The organism is Gilliamella sp. App6-5 (genome assembly GCF_001690525.1).
In the GTDB taxonomy this organism is placed as follows: domain Bacteria; phylum Pseudomonadota; class Gammaproteobacteria; order Enterobacterales; family Orbaceae; genus Gilliamella; species Gilliamella apicola_H.
On sequence record NZ_LZGT01000013.1, the window covers coordinates 1 to 25,686 of the forward strand.

The following is a 25,686-nucleotide window of genomic DNA, read 5'->3' on the forward strand; positions in this document are numbered from 1 at the left end:
TCTTAGTCGTAGCAGCAACAGATGGTCCTATGCCACAAACTCGTGAGCACATTCTTTTAGGTCGTCAAGTAGGTGTTCCTTACATCATCGTATTCTTAAACAAATGTGATATGGTTGATGATGAAGAGTTATTAGAATTAGTTGAAATGGAAGTACGTGAACTTCTATCTCAATACGATTTCCCAGGTGATGACACACCAGTTATTCGTGGTTCAGCGCTTAAAGCGTTAGAAGGCGAAGCAGCATGGGAAGACAAAATTGTTGAATTAGCTGAAGCATTAGACAGCTATATCCCAGAGCCAGAACGTGATATCGACAAACCATTCCTATTACCAATTGAAGATGTATTCTCAATTTCAGGTCGTGGTACAGTGGTCACAGGTCGTGTTGAACGCGGTGTTATCAAAGTTGGTGAAGAAGTTGAAATCGTGGGTATCAAACCGACAACTAAAACAACTTGTACTGGTGTTGAAATGTTCCGTAAATTACTTGACGAAGGTCGTGCGGGTGAAAACGTTGGTGTATTACTACGTGGTACAAAACGTGAAGAAATCGAACGTGGTCAAGTACTTGCAAAACCAGGTTCAATTACACCACATACTGATTTTGAATCAGAAGTGTATATCTTAAGTAAAGATGAAGGTGGTCGTCATACACCATTCTTTAAAGGTTACCGTCCACAGTTCTACTTCCGTACAACTGACGTAACAGGTACTATCGAATTACCAGAAGGTGTAGAAATGGTCATGCCTGGTGATAACATCAAAATGACAGTATCATTAATTCACCCAATCGCGATGGCTGAAGGTTTACGTTTTGCGATTCGTGAAGGTGGTCGTACTGTTGGTGCTGGTGTTGTTGCTAAAGTTATTAAGTAATTTAACTTGCTACCATAAAGCGCAGCTATTGATGCGCTTTATAATTAGTAAAAAAGGTGCACATTGTGCACCTCAGATTGATGACAAAGAACTCGCTTTTTGGCGAGTTCTTTGATCTAATAGAGAGGAGTCCATTATAAGAGAAGTTCTTCTATGCTAAAAAAACCAACTCCAACGTAATGCTTTCAGCCATATTGCTCAATTGATGGCAATTGAGATAGATTGAGTGGCTTGTAGCTTTTCTTCCCAATTTTTACTTGCATAGATGGGCACTACAGTTTTTTATAATTTTTTGTTGAAGCTATTATTTTAAACTCAGTTCAGCAAACCAGTTTAAGCTTTCGATTTTTCGCCTAGAGTTCTTTTAAACCTTTGATATCTGCGTTTTGCATACTGCCGTATTTATAGCAAAGTGCACCTCTCCAATAAAAGTAATGTATAATCAACATGGTGGGCATACTCCTAAAAATATGAAGAGAATTACAAACGCTAAAGGCAGAAAATAATGTCATTATCTTTAAAAGAAAAATTGAAATTATCAGTTATTGAAAAAGAAAAAAAGGCAATTCTTCAAAATATCTCAAATAAATTACGGATTGATAGTGATTCAATAACGTTTGAATTGCATAATTATAATGTTTTTTTGTCAAAATTTATTGATAATATTGAATATCAGCTTGTTGATTTATCAGTAAATGAAAATTTATTATTTAGCCGATTTTGTAATTTTTTGAGTAGTATTAATAATAATGATTTAGTAGTTTTCCAAATTATCACTTGTAATACATATTATTATTTAAAATTGCATATTAATAACATTAAGCAAAATCCAACATTATTTTGGAATATGAAAGTAAAGAATAGTAACAAGACGCTAGAGTGTTTGCTCTTTGCCATAAATAACTCTTTTGGGTTTTCAATTTTACCAACAGAGAATTTTTATGAATTAAGAATATGGAATGATAATAATCATATTATGGAAAATCGTAAATATCTAAATAATAATATAGACATTATAAAGTTTAAGTAGTAGCTACTATATAGCTTGATTAATTTCTTTATCCTCACCGCACCAGATAAGTATGAACCACTAGACGCAAATGATAACCAAGAATAACAGATTCGCTCCTTCCTTACCAATCTGAACGGTTGTCAGGAAGAGTTGACCGATAAAATGGCAAAATATTATGAGAACATAGCTATCGGCTCTGGGGTAGACGCATTCAGGAAATTGATTACGAACCAATTAAGCAGATCAAACATAAATGATGAAAAACACGGGATTTTTCCCGTGTTTTTGTTTTTTGGACGTTATTAAAAGTGGTGAAAACTAACAATAATAGTTATTGCCCACTTTTGTCATTGCTGCTTTCGGTATGAATAACGTTAATATAGCTAGGGATGGTTGGCGCATTAACATAAAAGAATACCCATTGAATCCCGTCTATTTTTTTGGTTTGACGTAAATATTGTTTTAGTAATATATCGTCCTGAGTATCATCTTCTGATTGCTGATGTATATAATGATCAATAAACTCATTATATGTATCTTCATCAGTCGTTAAATATCCATTGTGATTTTCACAATATTGTTTATATAAATCGAATAATTTGTCGACAAAAACATTATATTCTTTTTCAATATCAAACGTTTTAGGATTACTATACCCCAAAGTCGCAAAAATCTTATCAGCAATAGCAGAACCGGAATTTGATTTTTTTAATGCAGAAAAGGCTAGATAACCAGGTAAAAGAAATACTAATCCCATAGCAGCCATAAGAAGTAGCGAAAAATTATTTTTAGAAAAGGCCATTACTACAAAATAAAAGAAAGTAAATGCCCCCAATCCTCCAGCACCAATAAGGAAAATAAGCGGTAAAATAGGTATATTTAGTTTTGTATTGTTAGCTTCTGTTCCCTCTGTTGCATAAGGATGTAACCATAAAAGCTTATCGGCAGGACGGCGTAATGCATAAGCAAAATAGGTTCCACCAGCTAGTGGATCAACAACCGCCTCCACGTAGTCTCCCTCATTAAAAAAGGTTCGACAAAATGCGCCTTCAATCACCTTATCACCTAATTTACAACAAAAATACTGCTCAATATCGGTTGTGTCGTAATCAGTGTTTTCAATTTTTGCTGCAGTTATTTTCATACTATTAGCCATAGAAACTAAATCTAAATGCCCTATTGTTAGTAAATTGACATCAGAGCGTCCAGCTAGTTTGCGAGCATTAAGATAACTTTCTTGCGTGTCATAGACCTCCAGATCGGTGATATAACCAGTAATAATTTGGTAATAATGGTTAGCGCCTATATTCTGTTCCATATTTTTTATTCCTTATATTTATCTGTTCAATTATTTGTTATTTTTTGTTTCGTTCATCAATGACTTTAACCCAATTAGGTAAAGTTGGCGTTCTACAGTAGTAATCTGTTAATGCTTTAAATTCTTTTAACTTTTCAAAGTCAGGGCTCTGTGGATCGTTAAATATTTCAGGATCATTGATTCGATACAATTTTTTAAAGCGTTCCTTTTCTTTTTCAGAATCATATTTCCACGGTTTTTCATACCCCAAACAGGCATAAATTTGATTGGAAATAAAAGAGTATCCTCCTCCACCTATCAAAAAAACAGCAATAATTGCAATGATCCAACCCAAAAAACTGTATTTAAATATGTTAAAAATATAATTTAATGAACAACCGTTAAATAGTTCAATAATTAACAAAAAAAGCAGGATAACAACGGCAAATATCGTCATCAAAATAAAACTAACTTTTAAAAGTGCGAAGGTTGTTAAACCAATATTTTGTGGGAAAATTATCGCATGTTGTTTTGGAATTCGTACGGCATAAGGCTGATAAACATCATTTTTTTGTGGCTTAACAAGCATTTCAACATAATCGCCCTCATTAAAACCAATCGTGTTAAGCCTTCCCTCTACTTTTTTATTGCCGATCTGGCAACAAAAGCGTTGCCCTTTTAAAGGTGGGCGACAACAAATAAAAAAGCAAATCAATGCTATAATTGAACAAAACACCGCATAAAGATCTTTTTCTATTCGATCCGTCGCCGTCAACTTAGTGTCAGTTTCTTGGTTATTTTGGCTTACCGTTAAACAACTGACTGTTCCTTTTAATAAACAAAAATCATTCTTCACAAATCACTCTCATTAATTAATTGATTATTATTAAATATTATTTTTGAGATATCAATCTTATCTTTTAATCCACTATCAAGAGAAGTTATCAAAAAAGCATAATTCTAATCATATTAAAAATATCAATCAACTAAAAAAGATATTTGAAGTTATCAACTTTACTTATTCAATCAGTTTGAGTATATAATGGTCGCCTTGTCGATAAAAACAACAAATGGAGGTTGTAATGATCACCCATATTAGCCCATTCGGATCCATGGATTTACTTGCTCAAGCTGAAGTCGATATTTTAAAAAAATCAGCCAATAGCGAGCTTTATAAATTGTTTAGAAATTGTTCATTGGCCACGCTTAATGCTGGAATTAAGACTGATAATACAAAAGATCTATTAGATAGATTCCAGTCTTTCGAAATTAATGTCATTAGTAAAGAGCGTGGCGTTAAATTAGAATTAGTTAACGCACCAGAAAGCGCTTTTGTTGATGGGCGAATTATTCGTTCGATCCAAGCCAACTTGTTTGCTGTATTACGTGATATCCTTTTTTTAAATAGTCAAATCAGCGCTGTTAAAGAGCTTATCTCTAATATCAAATTTGAAAGAGATCATTCGTTTTATATTACAAACTTGGTTTTTTCAATTTTACGTAATGCCAATGCGCTCCATGTGGGGGAAGAACCCAATTTAGTTGTCTGCTGGGGTGGGCATTCAATTAACGAAAACGAATATTATTATGCTCGCCAAGTGGGCATGCAATTGGGCTTACGTGAGCTGAACATTTGTACCGGTTGTGGTCCTGGTGTGATGGAAGCGCCAATGAAAGGCGCTGCGGTTGGTCATGCACAGCAACGTTATAAAGACAGCCGCTTTATTGGTATGACCGAGCCATCAATTATTGCAGCGGAACCGCCTAATGCGCTAGTGAATGAACTAATCATTATGCCTGATATCGAAAAACGCCTTGAAGCTTTTGTGCGCATGGCGCATGGCATTATCATTTTCCCGGGTGGACCGGGTACTGCCGAGGAGTTACTTTATATTCTGGGTATTTTATTAAACCCAGCTAATCAACAACAAACACTTCCTCTTATCTTGACAGGACCTAAAGAATGCGAGGGCTATTTTGCATCAATAGATAATTTTATTCGTAGCACATTAGGTGATGAGGCAACCAAGCTTTACCAAATCGTGATCGACTCGCCCGAACAAGTGGCACGTATTATGAAAGATGGCGTTAAACATGTTAAATCTTCACGCTTAAAAACCGGCGATGCTTATGGGTTTAATTGGCTACTGAAAATTGATGAATCGCTACAACATCCTTTTGAGCCAACGCACACCAATATGGCGTCATTAAATCTTCATCGTGATCAACCTGTCGAACTATTAGCCGCTGATTTGCGCCGTGCATTTTCTGGTATTGTTGCTGGTAACGTGAAAGAGTTTGGTATGAAACAAATTAGCGAACATGGTCGATATAAATTACAAGGTGATATTGAAATTATGCAGCAACTTGATAATTTATTGCGTAGTTTTGTTAAACAAGACCGAATGAAATTACCAGGGGGAAGTGCTTATCAACCTTGCTATGAAATTTGTTATTAAAAATAATATTCGTCGCAAATTTAATCGAAAATAAATCCAATCTTAACCGCCGATAAACCTCGGCGGAATAATTTTAACGATTGATAATTGAGATGATTTTTAAAAATCACCTAAAATATCTAATGCTTCTGAAACTTTTTTAACGGCAAAAATCTGCATATTTTCGGGCTTTTTCTTGGGCATATTAGCGATTGGCACGATTGCTTTTTTAAAACCATGCTTAGCGGCTTCAGATATGCGTTCTTGCCCACTCGGTACAGGTCGAATTTCACCGCCAAGGCCAATTTCACCAAATATAACAACATCTTGTGGTAGCGGACGATTGCGAAAACTGGATACCAGCGCCGCTATCAATGCTAAATCCGCACTAGTTTCGGTGACTTTAACCCCCCCAACCACATTAACAAAAATATCTTGATCGGCCATTTGTAACCCGCCATGCCGGTGTAATACCGCAAGCAATAATGCCAGTCGATTTTGATCTAATCCAACGGTTACACGTCTTGGATTACCATACATAGAATGATCGACAAGTGCTTGGATTTCAACCAGTAATGGTCGGGTACCTTCCCACAGTACCATGACCGAACTACCCGGTAGCATCTCATCGCCACGGCTTAAAAAGATTGCGGATGGATTACTAACCTCTTTTAAACCTTGTTCAGTCATCGCAAATACCCCCAGTTCATTCACCGCCCCAAAGCGATTTTTATGACTGCGTAGCGTTCTAAAACGAGAATCAGCATCACCATCTAATAAAATTGAACAGTCAATACAGTGCTCAAGTACTTTTGGCCCTGCTAGCGAACCATCTTTGGTTACATGCCCAACCATAATAATGGCAATTCCTTTCGTTTTAGCAAACCGCGTTAAATAGGCAGCTGTTTCGCGAACTTGTGCAACACTACCGGGGGATGATTGGATATCAGTAAGGTGCATCACTTGAATAGAGTCAATTACCATAAGTTTAGGTTGTGACTGTTCGGCAAGCAGGCAAATTTGCTCAATGCTTGTTTCGGACAGCATATTGATATTATCTGCCGGTAAACCCAAGCGATGTGCACGCATCGCAACTTGTTGAAGTGATTCTTCACCTGTTACATAAAGTGTATTCATTTGTGATGATAGCTTACTCATGGTTTGCAGTAACAACGTACTTTTACCTGCACCAGGATTACCCCCAATTAAAATCGCGCTACCCGGTACGACGCCTCCACCAAGCACACGATCAAATTCTGAAAAACCTGTTGAAAATCTTGGCAGTGCCTCTAAGCTGATTTCAGATAATTTTTGAATTTTTGCTTGACCAATGCCACTACCCGCATAACCGGTCAATCTATCATTACGCGAAGCGGTACTTGCAAGCCTCACTTCAGTTATGGTATTCCATGCATGGCAAGCACTACATTGTCCTTGCCAACGCGGATAGTCTGCGCCACAATCATTACAAACATAAGCTCGCTTTACCGCTTTTGCCAATTTAATCTCCTAACCTTCACTTAATAAACTGGTTGATAAAATGCACCATAAACCCGTTAAATCAGCATAATTAATACTGATTCGTGCCTTTTCAACTACTTTGGGTTTGCCATGATAGGCAACGCCTAAACCCGCTATACGAATCATCATTAAATCATTGGCTCCATCACCAATTGCCACTGTTTGCTCAATGGGGATATTAAGTGTTGCAGCTAATTGTTGTAATGTCCTTGCTTTATATTTTGCATCAACAATTTGGCCATTCACTTTACCGGTTAACTTGCCATGTTTAATTTCTAACTCATTGGCATAAACTTCAACTAATTTTAACTTTTGCTTTAAGTGATCAGCAAAATAGGTAAAGCCACCTGACACAATAGCAACATGCCAATTTTTTTTGTGCAATTCTTTTACTAAATAGGTCAACCCAGGCGTAAGAGGTAAGTTGTCTTTTACTTGCTGTAAAAGATCTTGATGTGCACCTTTTAACGTTGCCACACGTTTGCGCAAACTCGTTGCGAAATCAAGTTCACCACGCATCGTTTGTTCAGTCACGTCCGCAACTTGCTGCCCGACACCATGCAATTTAGCCAGTTCATCAATACATTCAATGCCAATAGCTGTTGAGTCCATATCCATCACCAATAAACCCGATGAACGGAGCGTGGGTAAATTGTCTATTGGCGAAACATCGATACCTAATGTTAATGAAATACTCTTGGCTTTTTTCGGCATGACACCGGCAATACGAACAATCTGATAGGTTTTGATTTTCCATGATGATACAATCACCATAGGCATAGCAAGTTGATCTTGGAATTTTGATAAGACTGTTTTATTTAATTTTTTGCCATAAATAATCCAACCTGTTTTACCGGCATTATAATCTAAAGGAACCACTTCACAACCATTTAATGAAAGTGGTAATCCTTGCCAATGTTGGATATTTTCAGGTAAATCATTGTAGGTGAGCGTGTAAGCCATATTAGAAAGTCTTCAGAACATAAAACAAGCCCAAAATTTACCATAACTACTACAGATTGTCCAAGTTCGGATTTCGTTATTCTCTACGTGCTTTTATACTAAAACGCCATGTTACCTGAAACTTTTTGACAAAATAAAATTTAAACTTGACGCGTTATAGTTTGTGCTAGTCTATTTATAGTCATCAATTGATAAATAAAATAGACTTACTTAATTAAACACAAGCAAATGAATTATATTTTCTTTAATACTGCATAGAAAAAGCCATCACCACCATTTTCAGTAGGTAAAAATTGTTTAAGATCACCTTGTAATTTAGCGCGGGTGTTTTCTTGCAAAAAACGCTCTATTTGTAATTTATTTTCGTCTGGTAGAATGGAACAAGTGGCATACACCAAAGTACCACCTGTTTTTAAATATGCCCAAATGTTATTTAAAATCGCATATTGCAATGCAGTTAACTGCGCTATATCGCTATCTCTTCTTAGCCATTTTATATCTGGATGTCGGCGAATAACGCCTGTTGCCGAGCAAGGAGCATCAAGCAAAATGCGATCAAATTGTTGTCCTTCACACCATTGTTCTGGGGTTAATCCATCACCAATTTTAACTTTGGCGTGTAGATTTAAGCGTGTTAAGTTTTCGTGAATGCGCTTAACTCGACTAGGATCAATATCAACAGCTAAAACTTGTGCTTTTGGGGCAACTTCTAAAATATGTGTGGTTTTACCACCAGGTGCTGCACACATATCCAAAATATGCTCGCCATTTTGTGGTGCTAACAAATAAGCTGCATATTGAGCGGACAGATCTTGTACCGTAACAGCGCCATTATCAAAATATGGTAATTTAGTCACATTGACTGGCGACAATAATCGCAGTGCACTAGGTAGTTCAGCAAAGGTGTCAGACTCAATTTGTTGCTCAGCAAGTAATTGTTGGTACTCAGTGACTGTATATCGATTAAGATTAACCCGTAACCACATGGGTGGCTTTTGATTATTAGCATTAACAATAGCCTGCCACTGCTGTGGATAGGCATGTTTAAGGCGAGTTAACAGCCAATTTGGGTGTAATGATTGCTGGTTTTGTTGCTTGCTATCTTGCGTAAATTTCTGTTGTAATGAGGTTTGCTGGCGTAAAAATTCGCGTAATACGCCATTGATTACACCCTTAAGCTGTGTTTTTTTCAGTGTGTTGACAGCATTCACTGTTTCGCCAACTGCGGCATGTTCTGGGATTCGGGTATAAAGAATCTGATAAATTCCCACTAACAATAAATAGTGCAAAATTCTATTTTTACCGGTTAACACTTTACTCATTAAGGTGTGAATATAAAAATTAAGTTCTGGTAATACTCGCATCACACCAAAACAGATCTCTTGCACCAACGCTTTATCTTTATCGGCTATTTTATAATTTAAAGTTATCAATGTCGCACTTAATGATTGCCCTTCTTCTAGCACATTAAAAATAGCTTGTGCACAAATAGCTCGAATATTTTGATGTGATCGATTATTCATAATGATAGTGACCTAAATTCAAAAATATGCTGATTATAAAATTAATGATCCAACCCAACCAGCAATAAATAACGGAATATTAAAATGGGTAAATGTTGGGATAACGCTATCGCGAATGTGGTCATGTTGCCCATCATGATTTAGCCCTGAAGAAGTGGCTAAAATGGTATCTGATGGCGGCGATCCTGCATCACCAATTGCACCAGATGCGCCAATTAAACAGACGGTTGCAATTGGCGAAAAGCCAAGCTGCACACAAAGAGGCACATAAACGGCAGCAATAATAGGGACTGTCGAAAATGATGAGCCAATACCTAAGGTAATAATCAACCCAATCAACATCATAACAAAAGCAGCAATCACTTTATTGCCAGCAAATAAAGCTGCGCTATGAATCACTAGTGGTTCGATTTCATGAGTCTGTTTTAATACTTCGGCAAAGCCTTGTGCTGAAATCATCACAAAACCGATCATTGCCATCATTTTGATGCCATCAGTAAAAACACCATCCGCTTCGCCCCATTTAATCGAACCCGATACAATAAAGCAAATAAAACCAATTAAAGCCCCTAAAATCATCGATCCAGTATAAAGCTGAACAGTAAAGGAAAGAACAATGGCCAGTAGTGAAACAATCAGTGAGCGCTTATTCACATTGTTTAACGCATCTAAATTCGCTACGCCTCGAATAATTTTATATTCTCTAGGTTTACGATAACTGACAAAGATCGCCCATAATAACCCCATAAACATACCTAACGCTGGAATGGCCATTGCATGCATCACATTAACATGGCTCACATCCATACCTGATGCAGTAATATTTTTTAATAATATTTGATTTAAAAAGATATTCCCAAATCCCACCGGTAAAAACATATAAGGCGTAATTAGCCCAAATGTCATAATACAAGCTATCATCCTTCTATCGAGCTGTAATCGCGACATCACATATAAAAGTGGCGGAATTAAAAGTGGAATAAAGGCAATATGAATAGGAATAACATTTTGTGAGGAAATACTAACTAACGCAATAATGACTATCAAAATCCATTTAATACGTTTTTTCGCATCGCTTGAGGTAAGCTGCTTGATCGCTTTATCTGCCAATAATTCAGGTAAGCCAGATTTTGATATTGCCACTGCAAATGCACCTAACATCGCATAAGAAAGCGCAATATTTGCCCCATTGCTGATCCCAGTATTGAATGCATCAATGGTTTCTTTCAACGATAAATGGCTAAATAGCCCACCAACAAATGCACCAATAATTAAGCTAATAACGACATGAACACGGCAAAGAGATAAAATTAACATACAAATTACCGCAACCACAACTGCATTTATTGACGAGAACAAATCAAGCACTGTATTCATAAATAGATTCTTAGTTGAGAAGCAAAGCTTATTATTTTAGGTGATAGATATTGAAAGTGCAATCAATAGTGTATACTCACTTCTTCTTAATATATAAAACTAAACGCGTGTTGCTAAAGAATGTTAAAAATAGAAAGCCTTATAGGCAAATAAGGCTATTGTGGAGTGCGGTGAATGAGAAATAATATAGACGGACATTTTTTATTAATTGGTTTAATGGCTTACCCTATTCGCCATAGTTTATCCCCTCAAATGCAAAATACCATTTATGCTAAACTGAATGTACCTTATGTTTATTTAGCATTTGAAGTTGATCAAAAAAAACTGCCTGATGCAATTAAAGGAATTCGAGCATTGGGTTTACGTGGTAGTGCGATATCTATGCCTAATAAACAGCTTGTCTGCCAATATCTTGATAAGCTAACACCAGCTGTCGAATTGAGTGGAGCATGTAACACTATTTCAAATGATAATGGGGTTTTAACTGGTTATAACACTGATGGAATGGGTTATATGCGTATGCTTAAAGAAGCCAACATTAATGTGATAGGAAAAAAAATAACTATCCTTGGTGCGGGTGGCGCTGCGACAGCCATTGTGGCACAAGCTGCGCTTGATGGTGTAAAAGAGATCACCATCTTTAACCAAAAAGATGAGTGCTATGCCAAGATCGAAGCGGTTGCAAAAAAATTGAATCAAAATACCCAATGTCATGTGCGTGTTATCGATCTGGCTGATAAAGATCAGCTACGCCAAGAAATTGCAACGAGTGCGGTTCTTTGTCATGCAACAGGTGTGGGGATGAAACCATTAGAAGGACAAAGCTTAATTACTGATCCAACAATGTTAAATCCTGATCTTGTTGTTACAGACTGTATTTACAGTCCACGTAAAACAAAACTACTCGAAATAGCTGAACAACAAGGCTGTAAAACATTAAATGGTATAGGTATGATGTTATGGCAAGGCGCTGCGCAAATAAAAATTTGGACAGGTGAAGAGGCCCCCATTGAATATGTGAAAGAACAAATGGGCTTTAATGATTAGTTGAATTAAGTGTTATTACATTACATCAACTTGTTTTATTTGATCTAACCCATAAAATAAAACCCTATAATAAAAGCAACGGCGATTAACAGGATATAAAATGAAAACAGTCACTATCAAACAACTTGAGATCGGTTTGGGCGCACCCAAAATTATTGTGCCAATTATCGGTAAAACTAAAGCGGAATTAATTGATGAAGTTAAGTTTTTACAATCTATTGATTTTGATGTTTTAGAGTGGCGCGTTGATCACTTTACGAACGTTGATAATATCAATGCAGTCAAAGAGATAGCAAAGACAATAGGCGATTTATTACCGAATAAACCGCTTTTATTCACCTTTAGAACCGCAAATGAAGGTGGTGTCAAACCATGGCCATTAACATCATATATTGAATTAAACAAAGAAATGGCTTGTAGTGGACTTGTCGATTTGATTGATGTCGAATTATTTATTGGCGATGATTACGTAAAAGATATGATTACTGTTGCACACAAAAACCAAGTATTTGTTGTTGCATCAAACCATGATTTTGAAAAAACCCCCGCTAAAAGCGATATCATCTATCGATTAAGAAAGATGCAAGACCTTGGTGCCGATATACCTAAAATTGCCGTCATGCCACAAACAACTAATGATGTGTTAACCTTGCTTGCTGCAACAACTGAAATGAACGAAAAATACGCCACAAAACCCATTATTACCATGTCGATGGCCGGTCTTGGCGCTGTTAGCCGTATAGCAGGTTCAACATTTGGCTCAGCAATGACCTTTGGTGCTGCTAAAAATGCATCAGCACCCGGTCAATTAGATGTCAAACAATTACGATATATTTTAGACGCATTATATCAAAGCCACAGTTAATCGCTTAAATCACTAGGTTAGGGGCTGTTGATCTTCTACTTTTACAATAAACGAACGCATTGCAACACACTAGAAGGTATTTTATATCGAATTTGAATACCATAGCTATGGTTATCATAGGTACAGTCCCATTTGATGAGCTTCAACGAATAAAAAGATATAATTGCAGACAGACACGTATTTTTGACATATGGCATTAACATATGAACATATTATTTTCGACATATACCAAGTTTTTTGATATTGAAATTGAGAACAATAAGGCAGTTGAAATTAGAAAAGCGATTATTCATAATTTTAGAAAGCCTTTTATAAAACAAGATATGCAAACCCATGGTCCGTTGTGGAATCAATACATGGCGCCCCAAGGAGCAATGGATATTCGCCATCTTGATATGGATATAAATATACAGGGTTATATACTAGTTGATGGAAAAGGAAAGAATATGCAGCTATATTTATCTTCTTTAAAAAATTTTTTATCTTATCTTGAAAATAGACGTGATGGTTTATTTCCGGCTACTTATTTTGTTAATAAAGATTTTACCTTTTGTCTTGGCGAAAATGGCGAAAGAGGAACAATGAAACCTATTTATGTATATAAAGGAATAAAAATCTAAACAAAATCAGGATAACGTATTTACCCACTAAAACTGAGTCTGCCAAAGGGGAAAGATATACGGCACCTTAAGAAATAACAACAGGCTTTTGCTACTGATGTTTATTAGGTCAGTCTCAAACGTTACATTCTTCGTGGAGCTATTTGTCAATATGTATTGCGATTTCATTGATGAAAAAAGGCATTTGCAGATTTAAAAAAAATAATGCGCTTATGGGATATAAATGATAATTCACAGCGGTTAATGAATTTATTCTTTGAGCAATTAGTACGTTCTAAATGGGATAGGCACAGAATATATAACTTTGCTTTTGTATATATAAAAGATAACTTATCTGATTCGGATTATGATGATATACCTGAAGCTGCTTTTGATTATTTAGCGGATATAGAATCATCGATTATTGGTTATTGTAGCTATGATTCATTTTTGAAAATTCCTGATGAGCCACACAATAAAAATGAACTAATAGCTTATGTTAGAGGTCAAAAATGGAAGAATTGATGTATCTATAATAACTTTTATTTAAAGTTAGCTGGAATATGTTTAATTTACTCATTCAAATTCCAATTCTTGGTGTGATAGATGTATTCATCACACATATTGCCACTTAAGGTTTAAATTATTTACTCGGTATAAAAATACATCATACTAAAATATTTGTATCAATAAATCCAATCTCGAAAATATTTACTTTCATTTTGTATTAATTTCAAATTTTCTTTTAACTCTTTTACGTCTCTTAATTCTTCTGCTTCACGAGGTAAGTTACGAATTAATAAATTTGCATTTTTCATTAATAGTTTAAACAAATGATTGGAGCTATTGCACCGCTATATACTATTTCGTGTTTATCATACCTATTATTTATAAATCTGATACTACAAATTTTATTAACTAAAAAAACTCAAAATAGAATGGTCCATCCATAAAGATAAAATGGACTATGTTCTTTTGTTGAATTTTATGAGCTTCTTTTAACCATCAGTTTAATATAATTACTGTGAAATCGTCCCATTTTTCGTCTGGAAAGCAAATATCTCCGATTTGAAAATATATTTCCGAAAATACTTGAGTTGATATTTTACTTTTTGATACACGAATAGTATCAGAAGTAATTATTAAATTAATCATTATAGTTACACAATCCAAAAACTGTATATTCTATTTTAAAAAATTTATTTTAACTTGCTTAGCTTCAAAATTATTTCTTTATAATCATTTTTATAAAAATCATTTTTAGCTTTATTATACATTTCTTCAAAAGAAGCGATAAATAGATCTATATAGTTATTTGGAATGGATTCATTACGATTTAAAATCTTTTTTATTTCAATGTAAAAATTTCTTTCTGATTTCGCTTTAGGACTTATATTTAGAATTGATAATAGGTAATCCCATTTTTTGTTGTCCTTATAAAACTGAGGAAATTCAGTAATAAATAAAGAAACATAGTAATCAATTTTCTTAATAGTTTTTAATTCATTGAAAAAATCAAAAAAATCATTTAAAGGAGGCAGGCTATATCGTTCTATCATATTACCTATACAAGATACGATATTTATAATGGTTTCTTTGTTTAAATTTTCATTTTTATACAATTGGATTAATTGTTCAGCTAATGAGATATCAGTGAAAAACTTTTTATAATACAAAGAGTATTCTTTTCTAGTAAGTTTTTCTAAATCAGATATCAGCTTTGATAGCGCTATATAATCATTTCCTCTATCCCAAGTTTTAATTTTGTAAGTAAGAATCTTTAAAAGATCAAGATTTTTTTCTAATTGCGTCACTAGCATGCACCTATACCAGTAAACTTACCATTATTTTTCACACTCATGATATTTCCTTTAGGGAGTATTTAATTATTTCGCTCACTCAGTGGAGTAACTTCGAAAGGCGCCCAAATTGGCCGTTCCCATTGTATGAAATTATTAGTTAGGATTTCTTTTATATAACTTTCAAATTTAGAATTAAAGTATTTATCAGAAATTATTGTTATTTCAAAGGTATAATGTTCATCGCATAATAATTCACTAAGCCTATCAATTTTGTCAATAACAGCAATACTAAAATTATCCAATTCAGCTCTAGCAATATAACGACCTTTTTCATCTTTACAGGATAATTTACATTTAAATGCTTGTTCTATCTTAGTCAGCATTTCTTTAAATGAATTATTATTATCAATTAATACAAAAGTTAACCATCTTTTATGTATATTCATCTAACTCTCCATCTTGCAAGCCCATTTTAATATTAGCGCCCCATACCCATAATCGGGTCACCCCCCGCCATTGTTGACATTAAACTTTTATTAACTTAATTGCTACTAGCGTTGTCTTAGCTCTTTATCCTACATACATTTAATTATAGAACCAGCTTTTATGGTTTTATTTTTAGTAATATTTAATTTCGTATCTACCTATTACATCAAAAATATGATCATAAGTACTAAGTACTATACGTTGCCTGCCTTTTTTATGAACCTCATCAACTAAATCGAAACTAGATTTTAAATATTGTTCATAAGGGTACTCATCCATTTTATAAATAAACTATAAATATCACTGAAAGTAAATGTAACTTTAACTTCTGGAACATTCGATATCTTCGGTTTACAGCACGATAACGCTAATGATGTATCAACAACCAAAGTGAATGGTATACATTCTAATTTAACGTCAGATAACATTAATGCGCTTCGTGCATAAATTATACCGTATTTGGTTTTGATTTCTTCTGTATTCATATTGTTTATACCTTAATTTTATCGACTTACCACTGGTTTTAGTTGTAAAACACCGCTCTAAAGTAGTTGAAAACGGCATTTTTGGAGCAACCTCTCTAGATGAAATTTTAGATATTCCTATCTCTTAGCCACATAAAGACGACTATAATCCAAACATAAAAAATAATCTTTATGTGCATCTTGTGATAATACTTTTTTTGTATATCAGTGGGTAAATCACGCTTTTTTATTTTTCTAATAGTCTCTCGATTATTTACGTATGAATGATGATAAGCCTATGTATAAGTTCATTCACTTTTTTATCGCTAAAGATTGTAAATCTTGCCGATTTTTTTATTAAAGTAATGCATATATTTTCTTTAACTGTCCACAATATTTCTTACTATAAGGTATTTTTATTTTTTTTAGATAATTAATCAGGTTATCAACATCGTTAGTAAGTAAATAATATTCTAATAAATGAATAATAAGAAAATCTTCATAGGGCGCATCAACTGCAATAGTGACATCCTTTTCATCATTCCCTTCTTGTTCATCTGGTTCATCAAGAAGGACGATTAACTTAATCGCTATATATTTCAAAAAAGAAGCAAGACTATTCGACAATATGTTTTCTAAATCAGATAAAGTGACACCAGACAAATTTATTTTATTTGCATCATATTCAAACAATACCGATGGTAACTCTTTTCCGTTTGTTGTAATTTTATATTTTTTCTCCAATTTATCTAATGCCGTTTTATATAATGAGCTATTTATAAAATCTCGAATTTCATTAATATTTAACATTTATCTACATCCCCTACTATATTTATAACATTATGACTAGTGTGTTTATATGGATTGCTTTATGCTTCCATTTACAATGCTAATTAGTTTTATTTTTTTGACATTCATCTAATTGATTAATTGCTATCTTAGCGACATCTCTTATATCGATATTTTTAGATAACAAAGATATTTGAAGTCCATCTCTTAATATTTCATCACTAAAAGCTGTGGCTATTTGTGTAGCCCAATACCTAATATTGTCGGGTATTGTTGTATCTTCAAGAACTTTTTTGATCTCTTTTTTAACATCAATATCATCGCATTGATAAAAAAAATCCTCTACTAGCTGATATACCCCCCATCCATCACCCTCACCAAAAGATCTTAAAAATAACTCAATTGCTCTTTTATCTGGGTTTTTAATAAAAAATTTTCTTACGTCGTCATATTTATCAATGATATCTTGAGTTAGATCTTTATCAGAAGGCATAGGCTGATGTCTTGATAAGAAATTTAATGCGTCATCTTTAGTCATGGTTCTACGATATTTTCAAATTTTTTTGTTTTGTTTTGTTTAAAGTATTATCTTTTGTTATACCTAATTCTAGGAATTTATTTATAATTTCTTGTCTGCAATCTAATTCAGGCGAAATTAGTTTATCAATAGCTTCTTCTACATCAATCTATTTTTTCAATGGTTCATGATATCCAATAAAATCTTTAATAATATAAATGTGTAAAAATATATTTTTTATTTTAATTTTTTATATTTAAATAATCTGAAAAAATTCTAAATATAGATAGCAATTCATCAAGTGAAGTAAATTCTTCTCTTTTATTAATTTTATATTGATCAGTATTTAAATTTATTATTTCTGACATGCAACTTAGATCATCCCAAACAGTAAATCGAGCAATATAAATATCATTTTCAAAATCGATAACGATACTTTCTGATAAATCATTTTTATGATAAACATAAGAGTAGTTAGTATTTTTGGATATCCAAAATTTAAATTTATTTAACATTTTGATTGTATTTCTCCATTGCTTTTTTCTGCCTTAACACAAATGTTACTTGCTTTAGGCATTTCAGGTACAGGGAATCCTTTACGTTGCGCTAAGCAACCTTCTAAATAATTTGGTCCTACTATTTTTGCCATCCTCCATTTTTTGCTTATTTACCAAAAGTATTAACATCTGCTGAATAAGCTACGTGAGTTTGTAACTACCCCTTAAAATAGTACAGTAAAATAGTAGAAAATTCTCTTTATTAACCCACAGAGGATTTAATTATGAAAAAAATGACTGAACATCAAATCGTCTCTATTTTAAAAGAAGCTGAAGCGGGTATTCCTGTCAAGGAACTCTGCCGTAAATATGGCATGGCAAATTCAACTTTCTATAAATGGCGAGAAAAATACGGCGGAATGGAAACGTCGGATATAAAACGCTTAAAAGAGCTTGGGGCTGAAAACCGTAAGCTTAAGCAGATGTTTGCCGAACTGAGCTTAAAATCCCAGCTTCAGGAAGAAATCATAAAAAAGCTTTAGTGCCAACTGGGGCACGTAAAACGTGGGCACAGCAACTACAACAAAATCATTCTGTTACTATTGCTATGAGTTGTGCCATTGTTGGCTTAAGCCGTTGTGCTTACTATTATCAACCTAAGTTACTGGATGATTCGGTGATTGTTTCGGTATTGAATGCTATCACAGACCGGCATTTACGCTGGGGCTTTCCTAAATGCTTTAATCGTATCAGAAAGCTCGGCTATAAATGGAATCATAAACGAGTGTATCGGGTGTATTGTGAATTAAAGCTTAATCTCAGGGTAAAGCGTAAACAGCGCATTCCTCCACGATGCCCGGAAAGGTTATTAGCACCCAATAAACAAGGTGAATGTTGGTCAATGGATTTTATGAGTGACAGTAGTCGTAATCAGCGTCGCTTTAGGACATTCAATGTCATCGATGACTTTAATCGTGAGGCGCTAGGCATTGATATTGCAGTAAGCTTACCGGCAGGGAGAATTACCCGTTACTTAGATAAACTGGCTGAATATCATGGCTATCCATTAAAAATACGGGTCGATAATGGGCCAGAATTTACAAGAAAAACCTTTATAAACTGGGCTAAATCCCATGATATAGCCATTGATTATATCCAGCCCGGTAGCCCTTATCAAAATGGCTATATTGAACGATTTAATCGTACCTATCGTACTGAAGTACTCGATTTATATCTTTTTAACAACTTAGCGCAAGCAAGAAGAATAACCGAAGAATGGTTAACGATTTATAATACCGAAAGACCGCATGAGGCATTAAATAACATGACACCGATTGAGTATAAAACACTAAAACAAGCAGCATGATTTTCTACGTGAGCTGTGTACTAAGTTTGGGATATTTACAGTTTTCCCCATAACTGAAAGCTGCATTCCCACAGTATTTCACCGTTTGCATCGGTTAATTCTTCCGGTACTTTCTAGTATTAATGAATAGCCTTTTATTTTGTTAACTATTTATTGACTAAACATTTTTCTTAATAAATTATGATAATTTTACCCCTAAATACCAATTCAAGACGTATAAAGATTTAGATCTAATATTGTTTAGATCTTACTTATCTGTATTTTCATCTTTACTAAGACTTTTTCTAAATTCATCTAGTCCTTCCGAACTCAAATCTTTAATATAGATTAATGTCGCTATGCCAGTTTTATTATTTACTTCTTTTAGCCATTCACAAAAATTATCAAATATAATATCGTCACATTCCTCTTGATATAAAAATCCAGTTTCTGTATGTGAGATCTCTAATTCCTCTAAAGCATCAACAAATTCCTTTTTATTTTTAATGAGCCAACTCATAGGTAGTTTAGTCATAATATCCATTAGCTTTAGTTCATCATCATAATCTAAATAGGTTGGTTTATTTTTCAAAAAATTGTATAGTATACTCTCGTTCATAAATTAATATCCTGATCCATCTAATGGAATATGGGCTGCATTTCTATCACGTTTAAATTCTCTCCATTATTGTTTAGATCTTACTTATTTGTATTTTCATCTTTTCTAATATTTTTTCTAAATTCATCTAGTCCTAGTGCTTTCGGATCAAAATCATCAATATACATTAATGTCGCTATGCCGGCTTTATTATTTACTTCTCTTAGCCATTCACAAAAATTATCAAATATAATATCGTCACATTCCTCTTGTAATAAAAATCCACCATCCGTATGTGAGTCATATAATTGGTCTAAAGCACAAATAAATTCCTTTTTATTTTTAATGAGCCAACTCATAGGTAGTTTAGTCATAATACCTATTAGCTTTAGTTCATCATCATAATGTAAAAGGGATGGTTTATTTTTCAAAAAATTATATAGTATATTCTCGTTCATAAATTAATATCCTGATCCATCTAATGGAATATGGGCTGCGTTTCTATCACGTTTAAATTCTCTCCATTATTGTTTTGTAAATACCCCAAACCTAGTACACAACTCACGTAGAAAATCATGCTGCTTGTTTTAGTGTTTTATACTCAATCGGTGTCATGTTATTTAGTGATTAATTTTCTTCAAAATATTCGTCACTTATCATCGATAGAATATTGACCTGATTAAGTACATTTTTTAAAAAGTTATATTTACTTAATTTATCAGCATTTTTTCCATTGATAAAAGATACTTTTATTAATGTACAGAATTCTTTATTTTCTTCATCTAACCACTCGTCGGATAGCGGGATATAATTATCTGTAATAGTTAATGTGTCCGCATAAAGACCACAGTAAGAGAAGTACACCCCAAAATAAGAGCTATCATGTTCAGAGCAAGTTATATCCCATTTATTATTCAACAATTCACTTATCTCTTTTTTAGATTTATTACTGCCGTATTTTAGAAAATATAATTTTTTCATTTATCGCCCGCCACATTTCCCTGGAATTCTGATTCCTTTAGCTTTGACTTCAACTGAAGTCTTAAAGATCATAGCATTTACAGGCCTATCTCCAGATATTCTAGATAATCTTTGTAGAATATTATCTATACCTAATTTTTTAGTCGTATCACTACCCATATTAATTGGTCCAGTTCGTCCACCTTTTCCTATCCCTAAGTATTCTGCTTTCTGATATAACTCTGGATATGATATAGCTACATCAAAATCACTAACAAGGCCAACACAAAAGGTTGTCCTGTAGAGAAGCTTACACCAGATACAGAACTTTCTTGCATGTATGAAAACGGGCTAGGATATCCTAATTTACTCAGACCAGCCTGTAATGTTTGACCAAATTGTTTAAATTGCCCAAAAGAGCTTAAAACCATGTGATCCCCCTGCCTTTGAGAATCTTAAGGATCAATCCAAGTCAACCCTTTAGGCGCATACTGCTACAGATTAAGTTCGCCCAGCATTCCAATCCGGACGAGCTAAGTAAATCTACCAATATCCGGATCATAATACCTAAACGTATTGTAATGTAAGCTGGTTTTTCTGTCTAAATATTGTCCCTGTAATATTTGATATTTTGATCTATTGATTCGTACTTGTTTTCCTAAAGTGGTGTTTTGCATCGTATTTGGTTGACAGTAGACAAATTGATAATACTGATGTTGTCGATCGGGTCATAAGCTAGCTTTTGTTTTTATCTGTTACAGTACATATTTTTTCCATTTCTTGTCAGAGTCATCATAAACTTCTTTTTTATCAATACGCCACTTATGATTTGTATAATGTAGAGTATAGCGAAATTGATCTTCAACCCCATGTTGTTCTTGGGTATAAATAGCTGCTTTATTACCTTTTAATTCTTCAATTTTTAATATCTTTTCATCTGGCGAATATTCAGGCGGATTTCCACACCCTAATGAAATTTGCCTACCATATTTTCGTTCTTTTTTTGTGCAAAATTTATTAAATATAAAATTTAAATCATTCATCATTTTTAAACGAATATCATTTGATGAATCATTTTTTACTAATGGATAATAATGAACTTCCCAATGATTCATAGCAATAATAAATTCTTTTAATATATTTTTCGCAATTTCAATATCCATTTAGTTCGCCTCATTTTTAAAAACATGATTTAACGCATTTTCCCATCTTGGAAAACTGAGTATTCTATTTCGGTTGGACTGGTACCACCATTGCCATAACAACGTGGTTGTTTGTTGCTGATCCGTCCAAGGTCCTTGGACTGATATTTATACTTTCCAAACCAATTAAATACTTTTAAACATTATTAAAAGGGTAAATTAATTTTTTTATTAAGTTTTTCTTCAATAAGCGTAGATAATTCTTTAAATAAAGTTTCCCAAACCTGTACGTACTCTAATTTACGGATAACAAGTTTCATATCAGGAATTTTTCCATTATATATGCCTACATCTGGTCCCTTCTTATATTCAAGTTCTACACCTTTATCTTTAATGTCATAATAGAAGTAAAAATCAGAACCTTGCTCACAAAACCAAATATCATCTTTACCTGTCCAATTATTTTTTACTCGTTTGACAGATTTAACAATCTCTTCATAAAATGCTGTTATGTCTGCATAAATGTAAAAATGTACTCTATAGTCGTCTTTCAGTTTAATGTAAAACTCAGGATCAGCATATCTTCTCAATTCTTCCAATGCATATTGAAAAGGAGTTAGTTCATCATCAATATTGCCTATAGGATTTTTATAGTTAATCTCAAATATAGTTTCCATTTTAATCTCCAGGAATATAGGGATAGGCTGTAATAGGTTGGTCTTACAATATCAGTTATTTTTATCAGTCCATCAGGCTGATAGCTACATTCCCATCGTATTTCACTGTTTACATTGCTAAACTCTTCTGGACAACCGTTCAGATTTGACTTTGATGTATGAATCAAGCTGTCTAGTCACAGCATATGTATATATTTAAACCATCATTAAATGATTTTTCTAAAAAATCAATAAAAGAACTAATCGATTCAAGCTGTAACTTTTTTGTTTTAATAAGCCTTTTTAATTCCTTTATTAAAGGCTGAATTTCTCCATATAACACAGTATTATCAGCATAATAATTATGAAATTTTTTTATTGTTGGGTATTGATTTAATGGTATCGCATTATTGAATAATAAATCATGATCAGATTTTCCAAGTGAAAATATCGGTGTGTTTTCATCTATTTTCTTTTGATTATTTGATGCCATAAAATCTAAAGCCATAAATACCTCATATTTTAACTTGATAGGAACACTATATGCCGATTAACAATCACTAAAACCGTAGATAGTTGCATTCCCATAATATTTTGCCGTTTGCATCGATTAGATTTTCCCGTCGCCATTCAGAAATGGTCGCAGCGGTAGTCATTTTGTCCCTGTTTGCTGTATTTTTTGCTCACCAGTCGTTCATGATGTCATAATGGTATTTATATTCAATAAATTAAATATTTTCATATAATTATATAACAAGATGATTTAATTCTAACATTATAATCTCTATTTGATAATGCAGATTTAGGTGCACGATCTTTTCTAAATTTATTAATTATGTTAATAATGAAAAAGCATGATGAAATTCTTCGTTTTTTATCAAATCCTGTATTGTTTTATTTATTACATTATTATCCAAACTTTCAACAATAATCATATTTGATGCCCAAAAATATAAACCATTACAACACTCTTTTGTCTCTTTATACCTACTCAAAATTGAAATTATATTTTCGATAGTGAAAAATGTTGCAACATACCGCTTTCCATTATCTAAACAAACTTCAACATCAACATTATCATTTACCACATTAACATCTTGACCATATTTTAAAATTTTAATATTCATAATTCCTAATTTCCTTTACCAAATACTTTTAAAACTTCATTAATCACTGTTTACTGATTAGCCTTATTAGATTTACTTAATATTTCATACCATCATTTATGCTCATGAAATAAATGATCCTCATTTTAAGCTCTAGTTTGAGAAATTCTATGACCTATAGATTTGGTTCTAATAGTTTTTTATTACCTAAAAAAGTTGTTCTGTTAAATGATCGATTCTTGATTAATGCGATTTTCCTGTAATCTCGGCTTCTTTAACAAATTTATTACTTTCTTTTATTCACGAATGAATTTTTAAACAACTTCCCACAAGGATCTCCCAAGTCAAGGCGGGATAGCTGCATACTGGTACAGATTCGAGTCATCTGCAACCCAATCGGGCTTGGCAGAGTAAATCTACCAATATCTGGATGATAATACCTGAAAGTATTGCAATGTAAGCCGGTTTTTCTGTGTAAATATTGTCCTTGATATCTGAGATTTTGCTCTATTGATTGATGCTCAATTTCCTAAATGCGCTTACCCCATAGCTGATAGCTGCATTCTCAGACGATTACGCTGTTTTCGTTGGTTAGCTCTTTTAGTGTGCCCTAACTGCATATTTCTAATTGTTTATACAATAATGAAGATGTACTTCATATTCATCATCATTAATAACCAGTATCCTTTCTGGCTTTAAAAACAATAATGATAAATCAAAAGTTTGATTGTATCTAAATATACTATTTAAAAATTCATCTAGATTATTAATATTTAAGTGAATAGCAATTTTTTCTTCAAATAGTTGAATGCACTTTGAAAAGCCATTATTTTTCAAAATGTTATTAACAATTTCAATCAGCTTTTTTTTGCTAATTGGATGCTCCAATGTCATTCTACTATCAATTTGCTCAATCTTGAAAAAAAGTTTAAGCTGTTTTTTATACCAAACAAAATCTTCATCATTAACATATGAAATTGTAAATGATTCAATTCCTTTTAATTGGCTAACATATTCTTTTGCTTTTATATAAAGTAATTTTTTTTCGAGTTTATTATTCATAATATATGTGGTGATCATTTGTTAACGGATCAATAATCTTTAGATATCGCTCTTCTTTGAAGTCATAGGTCATTGAATTTGTAAATACCCCAAACTTAGTACAAGATTCAAGTAGAAAATCATGCTGTTTGTTTTAGTGTTTTATACTCAATCGGCGTCATGTTATTTAATGCCTCATGCGGTCTTTCGGTGTTATAAATCGTTAACCATTCTTCGGTTATTCTCCTTGCTTGTGCTAAGTTGTTAAAAAGATATAAATCGAGTACTTCAGTACGATAGGTACGATTAAATCGTTCAATGTACCCGTTTTGATATGGGCTACCGGGCTGGATATAATCAATGGCTATATCATGTGATTTAGCCCAGTTTATAAAGGTTTTTCCTGTAAATTCTGGTCCATTATCGACGCGTATTTTTAATGGATACCCATGATATTCAGCCAGTTTATCTAAGTAACGGGTAATCCTTCCTGCTGGTAAGCTTACTGCAATATCAATACCTAACGCCTCACGATTAAAGTCATCGATGACATTGAATGTCCTAAAGCGACGTTGATTACAGCTACTATCACTCATAAAATCCATTGACCAACATTCACCTTGTTTATTAGGAACCAATAGCTTTTCTGGTGTTCGTTGGGGGATACGTTTTTTACGTTTAGCTCTAATATTAAGTTTTAACTCACAATACACCCGATACACCCGTTTATGATTCCATTTATAGCCGAGCTTTCTGATGCGAT

Annotated in this window: 32 protein-coding genes and 1 pseudogene; 8 read left to right on the top strand and 25 right to left on the bottom strand. The window is 33.4% G+C overall.

Annotated elements, in window-relative coordinates; genetic code table 11:
• Together tuf and A9G24_RS01605 are read left to right on the top strand one after the other, a co-directional pair.
• A partial coding sequence (gene tuf, locus A9G24_RS01600) for an elongation factor Tu (RefSeq protein ID WP_065637476.1) occupies positions 1-878 on the top strand: 878 nt, incomplete at its 5' end.
• Positions 879-1,383: 505 nt separating this feature from the next.
• Positions 1,384-1,908 (top strand): hypothetical protein, encoded by a 525-nt coding sequence (locus tag A9G24_RS01605; RefSeq protein WP_065637477.1) that lies wholly within the window; start codon positions 1,384-1,386, stop codon positions 1,906-1,908.
• Between the two features lie 313 nt (positions 1,909-2,221).
• Here the strand turns inward: A9G24_RS01605 and A9G24_RS01610 are convergent, their stop codons facing one another.
• Together A9G24_RS01610 and A9G24_RS01615 are read right to left on the bottom strand one after the other, a co-directional pair.
• Complete coding sequence (locus A9G24_RS01610; protein WP_065637478.1) at positions 2,222-3,208, bottom strand: putative type VI secretion system effector; 987 nt, start codon at positions 3,206-3,208, stop codon at positions 2,222-2,224.
• A gap of 37 nt (positions 3,209-3,245) precedes the next feature.
• The gene (locus A9G24_RS01615) at positions 3,246-4,043 is read right to left on the bottom strand and encodes a hypothetical protein (RefSeq protein WP_065637479.1); all 798 of its coding nucleotides are present in this window, start codon (positions 4,041-4,043) and stop codon (positions 3,246-3,248) included.
• 226 nt (positions 4,044-4,269) lie between these two features.
• On the opposite strand from A9G24_RS01615, the gene ppnN reads away from it, so the two are divergent.
• Complete coding sequence (gene ppnN / locus A9G24_RS01620) at positions 4,270-5,646, top strand: nucleotide 5'-monophosphate nucleosidase PpnN (RefSeq protein WP_065637480.1); 1,377 nt, start codon at positions 4,270-4,272, stop codon at positions 5,644-5,646.
• 99 nt (positions 5,647-5,745) lie between these two features.
• On the opposite strand, the gene radA is transcribed toward ppnN, so the two are convergent.
• From radA to A9G24_RS01640, 4 genes are all read right to left on the bottom strand, one after another.
• A complete protein-coding gene (radA, locus tag A9G24_RS01625) occupies positions 5,746-7,125 on the bottom strand; it encodes a DNA repair protein RadA (RefSeq protein ID WP_065637481.1) in 1,380 nt (459 codons plus the stop codon).
• Positions 7,126-7,134: 9 nt separating this feature from the next.
• A complete protein-coding gene (gene serB, locus A9G24_RS01630; RefSeq protein WP_065637482.1) occupies positions 7,135-8,109 on the bottom strand; it encodes a phosphoserine phosphatase in 975 nt (324 codons plus the stop codon).
• A gap of 233 nt (positions 8,110-8,342) precedes the next feature.
• On the bottom strand, positions 8,343-9,632 hold the full coding sequence (gene rsmB / locus A9G24_RS01635; RefSeq protein WP_065637483.1) for a 16S rRNA (cytosine(967)-C(5))-methyltransferase RsmB: 1,290 nt from the start codon (positions 9,630-9,632) through the stop codon (positions 8,343-8,345).
• Between the two features lie 33 nt (positions 9,633-9,665).
• Positions 9,666-11,009 (bottom strand): Na+/H+ antiporter family protein, encoded by a 1,344-nt coding sequence (locus A9G24_RS01640; RefSeq protein WP_065637484.1) that lies wholly within the window; start codon positions 11,007-11,009, stop codon positions 9,666-9,668.
• Between the two features lie 174 nt (positions 11,010-11,183).
• On the opposite strand from A9G24_RS01640, the gene A9G24_RS01645 reads away from it, so the two are divergent.
• The 4 genes from A9G24_RS01645 to A9G24_RS01660 all read left to right on the top strand — a co-directional run bounded on the left by A9G24_RS01645 (position 11,184) and on the right by A9G24_RS01660 (position 14,045).
• Entirely contained in the window at positions 11,184-12,056 is an 873-nt protein-coding gene (locus A9G24_RS01645) for a shikimate dehydrogenase (protein ID WP_065637485.1), read from the top strand.
• A 100-nt stretch (positions 12,057-12,156) separates the two neighbouring features.
• A complete protein-coding gene (aroD, locus tag A9G24_RS01650) occupies positions 12,157-12,921 on the top strand; it encodes a type I 3-dehydroquinate dehydratase (RefSeq protein ID WP_065637486.1) in 765 nt (254 codons plus the stop codon).
• Positions 12,922-13,124: 203 nt separating this feature from the next.
• The gene (locus A9G24_RS01655) at positions 13,125-13,541 is read left to right on the top strand and encodes a hypothetical protein (RefSeq protein ID WP_065637487.1); all 417 of its coding nucleotides are present in this window, start codon (positions 13,125-13,127) and stop codon (positions 13,539-13,541) included.
• A 204-nt stretch (positions 13,542-13,745) separates the two neighbouring features.
• On the top strand, positions 13,746-14,045 hold the full coding sequence (locus tag A9G24_RS01660; protein ID WP_065637488.1) for a hypothetical protein: 300 nt from the start codon (positions 13,746-13,748) through the stop codon (positions 14,043-14,045).
• Positions 14,046-14,719: 674 nt separating this feature from the next.
• On the opposite strand, the gene A9G24_RS01665 is transcribed toward A9G24_RS01660, so the two are convergent.
• The 7 genes from A9G24_RS01665 to A9G24_RS12775 form a co-directional block, all read right to left on the bottom strand.
• Entirely contained in the window at positions 14,720-15,334 is a 615-nt protein-coding gene (locus A9G24_RS01665; RefSeq protein ID WP_141673026.1) for a hypothetical protein, read from the bottom strand.
• A 68-nt stretch (positions 15,335-15,402) separates the two neighbouring features.
• Positions 15,403-15,768: a hypothetical protein gene (locus A9G24_RS01670; protein WP_065637490.1), complete on the bottom strand. Its 366-nt coding sequence runs from the start codon at positions 15,766-15,768 to the stop codon at positions 15,403-15,405.
• A 288-nt stretch (positions 15,769-16,056) separates the two neighbouring features.
• Positions 16,057-16,293: a hypothetical protein gene (locus A9G24_RS01675; RefSeq protein WP_065637491.1), complete on the bottom strand. Its 237-nt coding sequence runs from the start codon at positions 16,291-16,293 to the stop codon at positions 16,057-16,059.
• 336 nt (positions 16,294-16,629) lie between these two features.
• Entirely contained in the window at positions 16,630-17,082 is a 453-nt protein-coding gene (locus A9G24_RS12410) for a hypothetical protein (protein ID WP_081303037.1), read from the bottom strand.
• 79 nt (positions 17,083-17,161) lie between these two features.
• Complete coding sequence (locus A9G24_RS01685; protein WP_141673029.1) at positions 17,162-17,554, bottom strand: hypothetical protein; 393 nt, start codon at positions 17,552-17,554, stop codon at positions 17,162-17,164.
• Between the two features lie 266 nt (positions 17,555-17,820).
• Positions 17,821-18,093, bottom strand: coding sequence for an immunity protein TriTu family protein (locus A9G24_RS01690; RefSeq protein ID WP_065637493.1), 273 nt, complete (start codon positions 18,091-18,093; stop codon positions 17,821-17,823).
• The gene (locus tag A9G24_RS12775; RefSeq protein ID WP_176701150.1) at positions 18,087-18,227 is read right to left on the bottom strand and encodes a TreTu family toxin; all 141 of its coding nucleotides are present in this window, start codon (positions 18,225-18,227) and stop codon (positions 18,087-18,089) included. The genes A9G24_RS01690 and A9G24_RS12775 overlap by 7 nt, the downstream gene beginning before the upstream one ends.
• A gap of 132 nt (positions 18,228-18,359) precedes the next feature.
• Between A9G24_RS12775 and A9G24_RS01700 the strand changes: the two genes are divergently transcribed.
• A protein-coding gene (locus tag A9G24_RS01700) for an IS3 family transposase (RefSeq protein ID WP_442902746.1) occupies positions 18,360-19,441 on the top strand; the annotation gives its coding sequence in 2 pieces (ribosomal slippage) (positions 18,360-18,606 and positions 18,606-19,441; 1,083 coding nt in all).
• A gap of 247 nt (positions 19,442-19,688) precedes the next feature.
• Here A9G24_RS01700 and A9G24_RS01705 read toward each other — a convergent pair.
• The 12 genes and pseudogenes from A9G24_RS01705 to A9G24_RS01745 form a co-directional block, all read right to left on the bottom strand.
• Complete coding sequence (locus A9G24_RS01705; protein WP_065637496.1) at positions 19,689-20,039, bottom strand: hypothetical protein; 351 nt, start codon at positions 20,037-20,039, stop codon at positions 19,689-19,691.
• Between the two features lie 80 nt (positions 20,040-20,119).
• Positions 20,120-20,476, bottom strand: coding sequence for a hypothetical protein (locus tag A9G24_RS01710; protein ID WP_065637497.1), 357 nt, complete (start codon positions 20,474-20,476; stop codon positions 20,120-20,122).
• Between the two features lie 169 nt (positions 20,477-20,645).
• Positions 20,646-20,999, bottom strand: coding sequence for a hypothetical protein (locus A9G24_RS01715; RefSeq protein ID WP_065637498.1), 354 nt, complete (start codon positions 20,997-20,999; stop codon positions 20,646-20,648).
• A gap of 236 nt (positions 21,000-21,235) precedes the next feature.
• Positions 21,236-21,409, bottom strand: a complete 174-nt coding sequence (locus tag A9G24_RS12780; RefSeq protein WP_176701151.1) for a hypothetical protein — start codon at positions 21,407-21,409, stop codon at positions 21,236-21,238.
• Between the two features lie 66 nt (positions 21,410-21,475).
• Positions 21,476-21,598: pseudogene (locus A9G24_RS13260) on the bottom strand (RHS repeat-associated core domain-containing protein); the annotation flags it as partial.
• Positions 21,599-21,733: 135 nt separating this feature from the next.
• Positions 21,734-22,141 carry an NTF2 fold immunity protein gene (locus tag A9G24_RS01720; RefSeq protein ID WP_065637499.1) on the bottom strand — a complete coding sequence of 136 codons (408 nt, stop codon included), beginning with the start codon at positions 22,139-22,141 and terminating at the stop codon, positions 21,734-21,736.
• A gap of 185 nt (positions 22,142-22,326) precedes the next feature.
• Positions 22,327-22,797 carry a hypothetical protein gene (locus A9G24_RS01725; protein WP_065637500.1) on the bottom strand — a complete coding sequence of 157 codons (471 nt, stop codon included), beginning with the start codon at positions 22,795-22,797 and terminating at the stop codon, positions 22,327-22,329.
• Positions 22,798-22,969: 172 nt separating this feature from the next.
• On the bottom strand, positions 22,970-23,284 hold the full coding sequence (locus tag A9G24_RS01730) for a hypothetical protein (RefSeq protein ID WP_065637501.1): 315 nt from the start codon (positions 23,282-23,284) through the stop codon (positions 22,970-22,972).
• A gap of 325 nt (positions 23,285-23,609) precedes the next feature.
• Entirely contained in the window at positions 23,610-23,903 is a 294-nt protein-coding gene (locus A9G24_RS01735) for a hypothetical protein (protein ID WP_065637502.1), read from the bottom strand.
• Between the two features lie 265 nt (positions 23,904-24,168).
• Positions 24,169-24,408, bottom strand: coding sequence for an RHS repeat-associated core domain-containing protein (locus A9G24_RS13265; RefSeq protein WP_081303038.1), 240 nt, complete (start codon positions 24,406-24,408; stop codon positions 24,169-24,171).
• A gap of 98 nt (positions 24,409-24,506) precedes the next feature.
• Positions 24,507-24,944, bottom strand: coding sequence for a hypothetical protein (locus A9G24_RS01740; RefSeq protein WP_141673027.1), 438 nt, complete (start codon positions 24,942-24,944; stop codon positions 24,507-24,509).
• A gap of 119 nt (positions 24,945-25,063) precedes the next feature.
• The coding region (locus tag A9G24_RS01745) for an IS3 family transposase (protein ID WP_141673028.1) at positions 25,064-25,686 on the bottom strand (623 nt) is incomplete at its 5' end.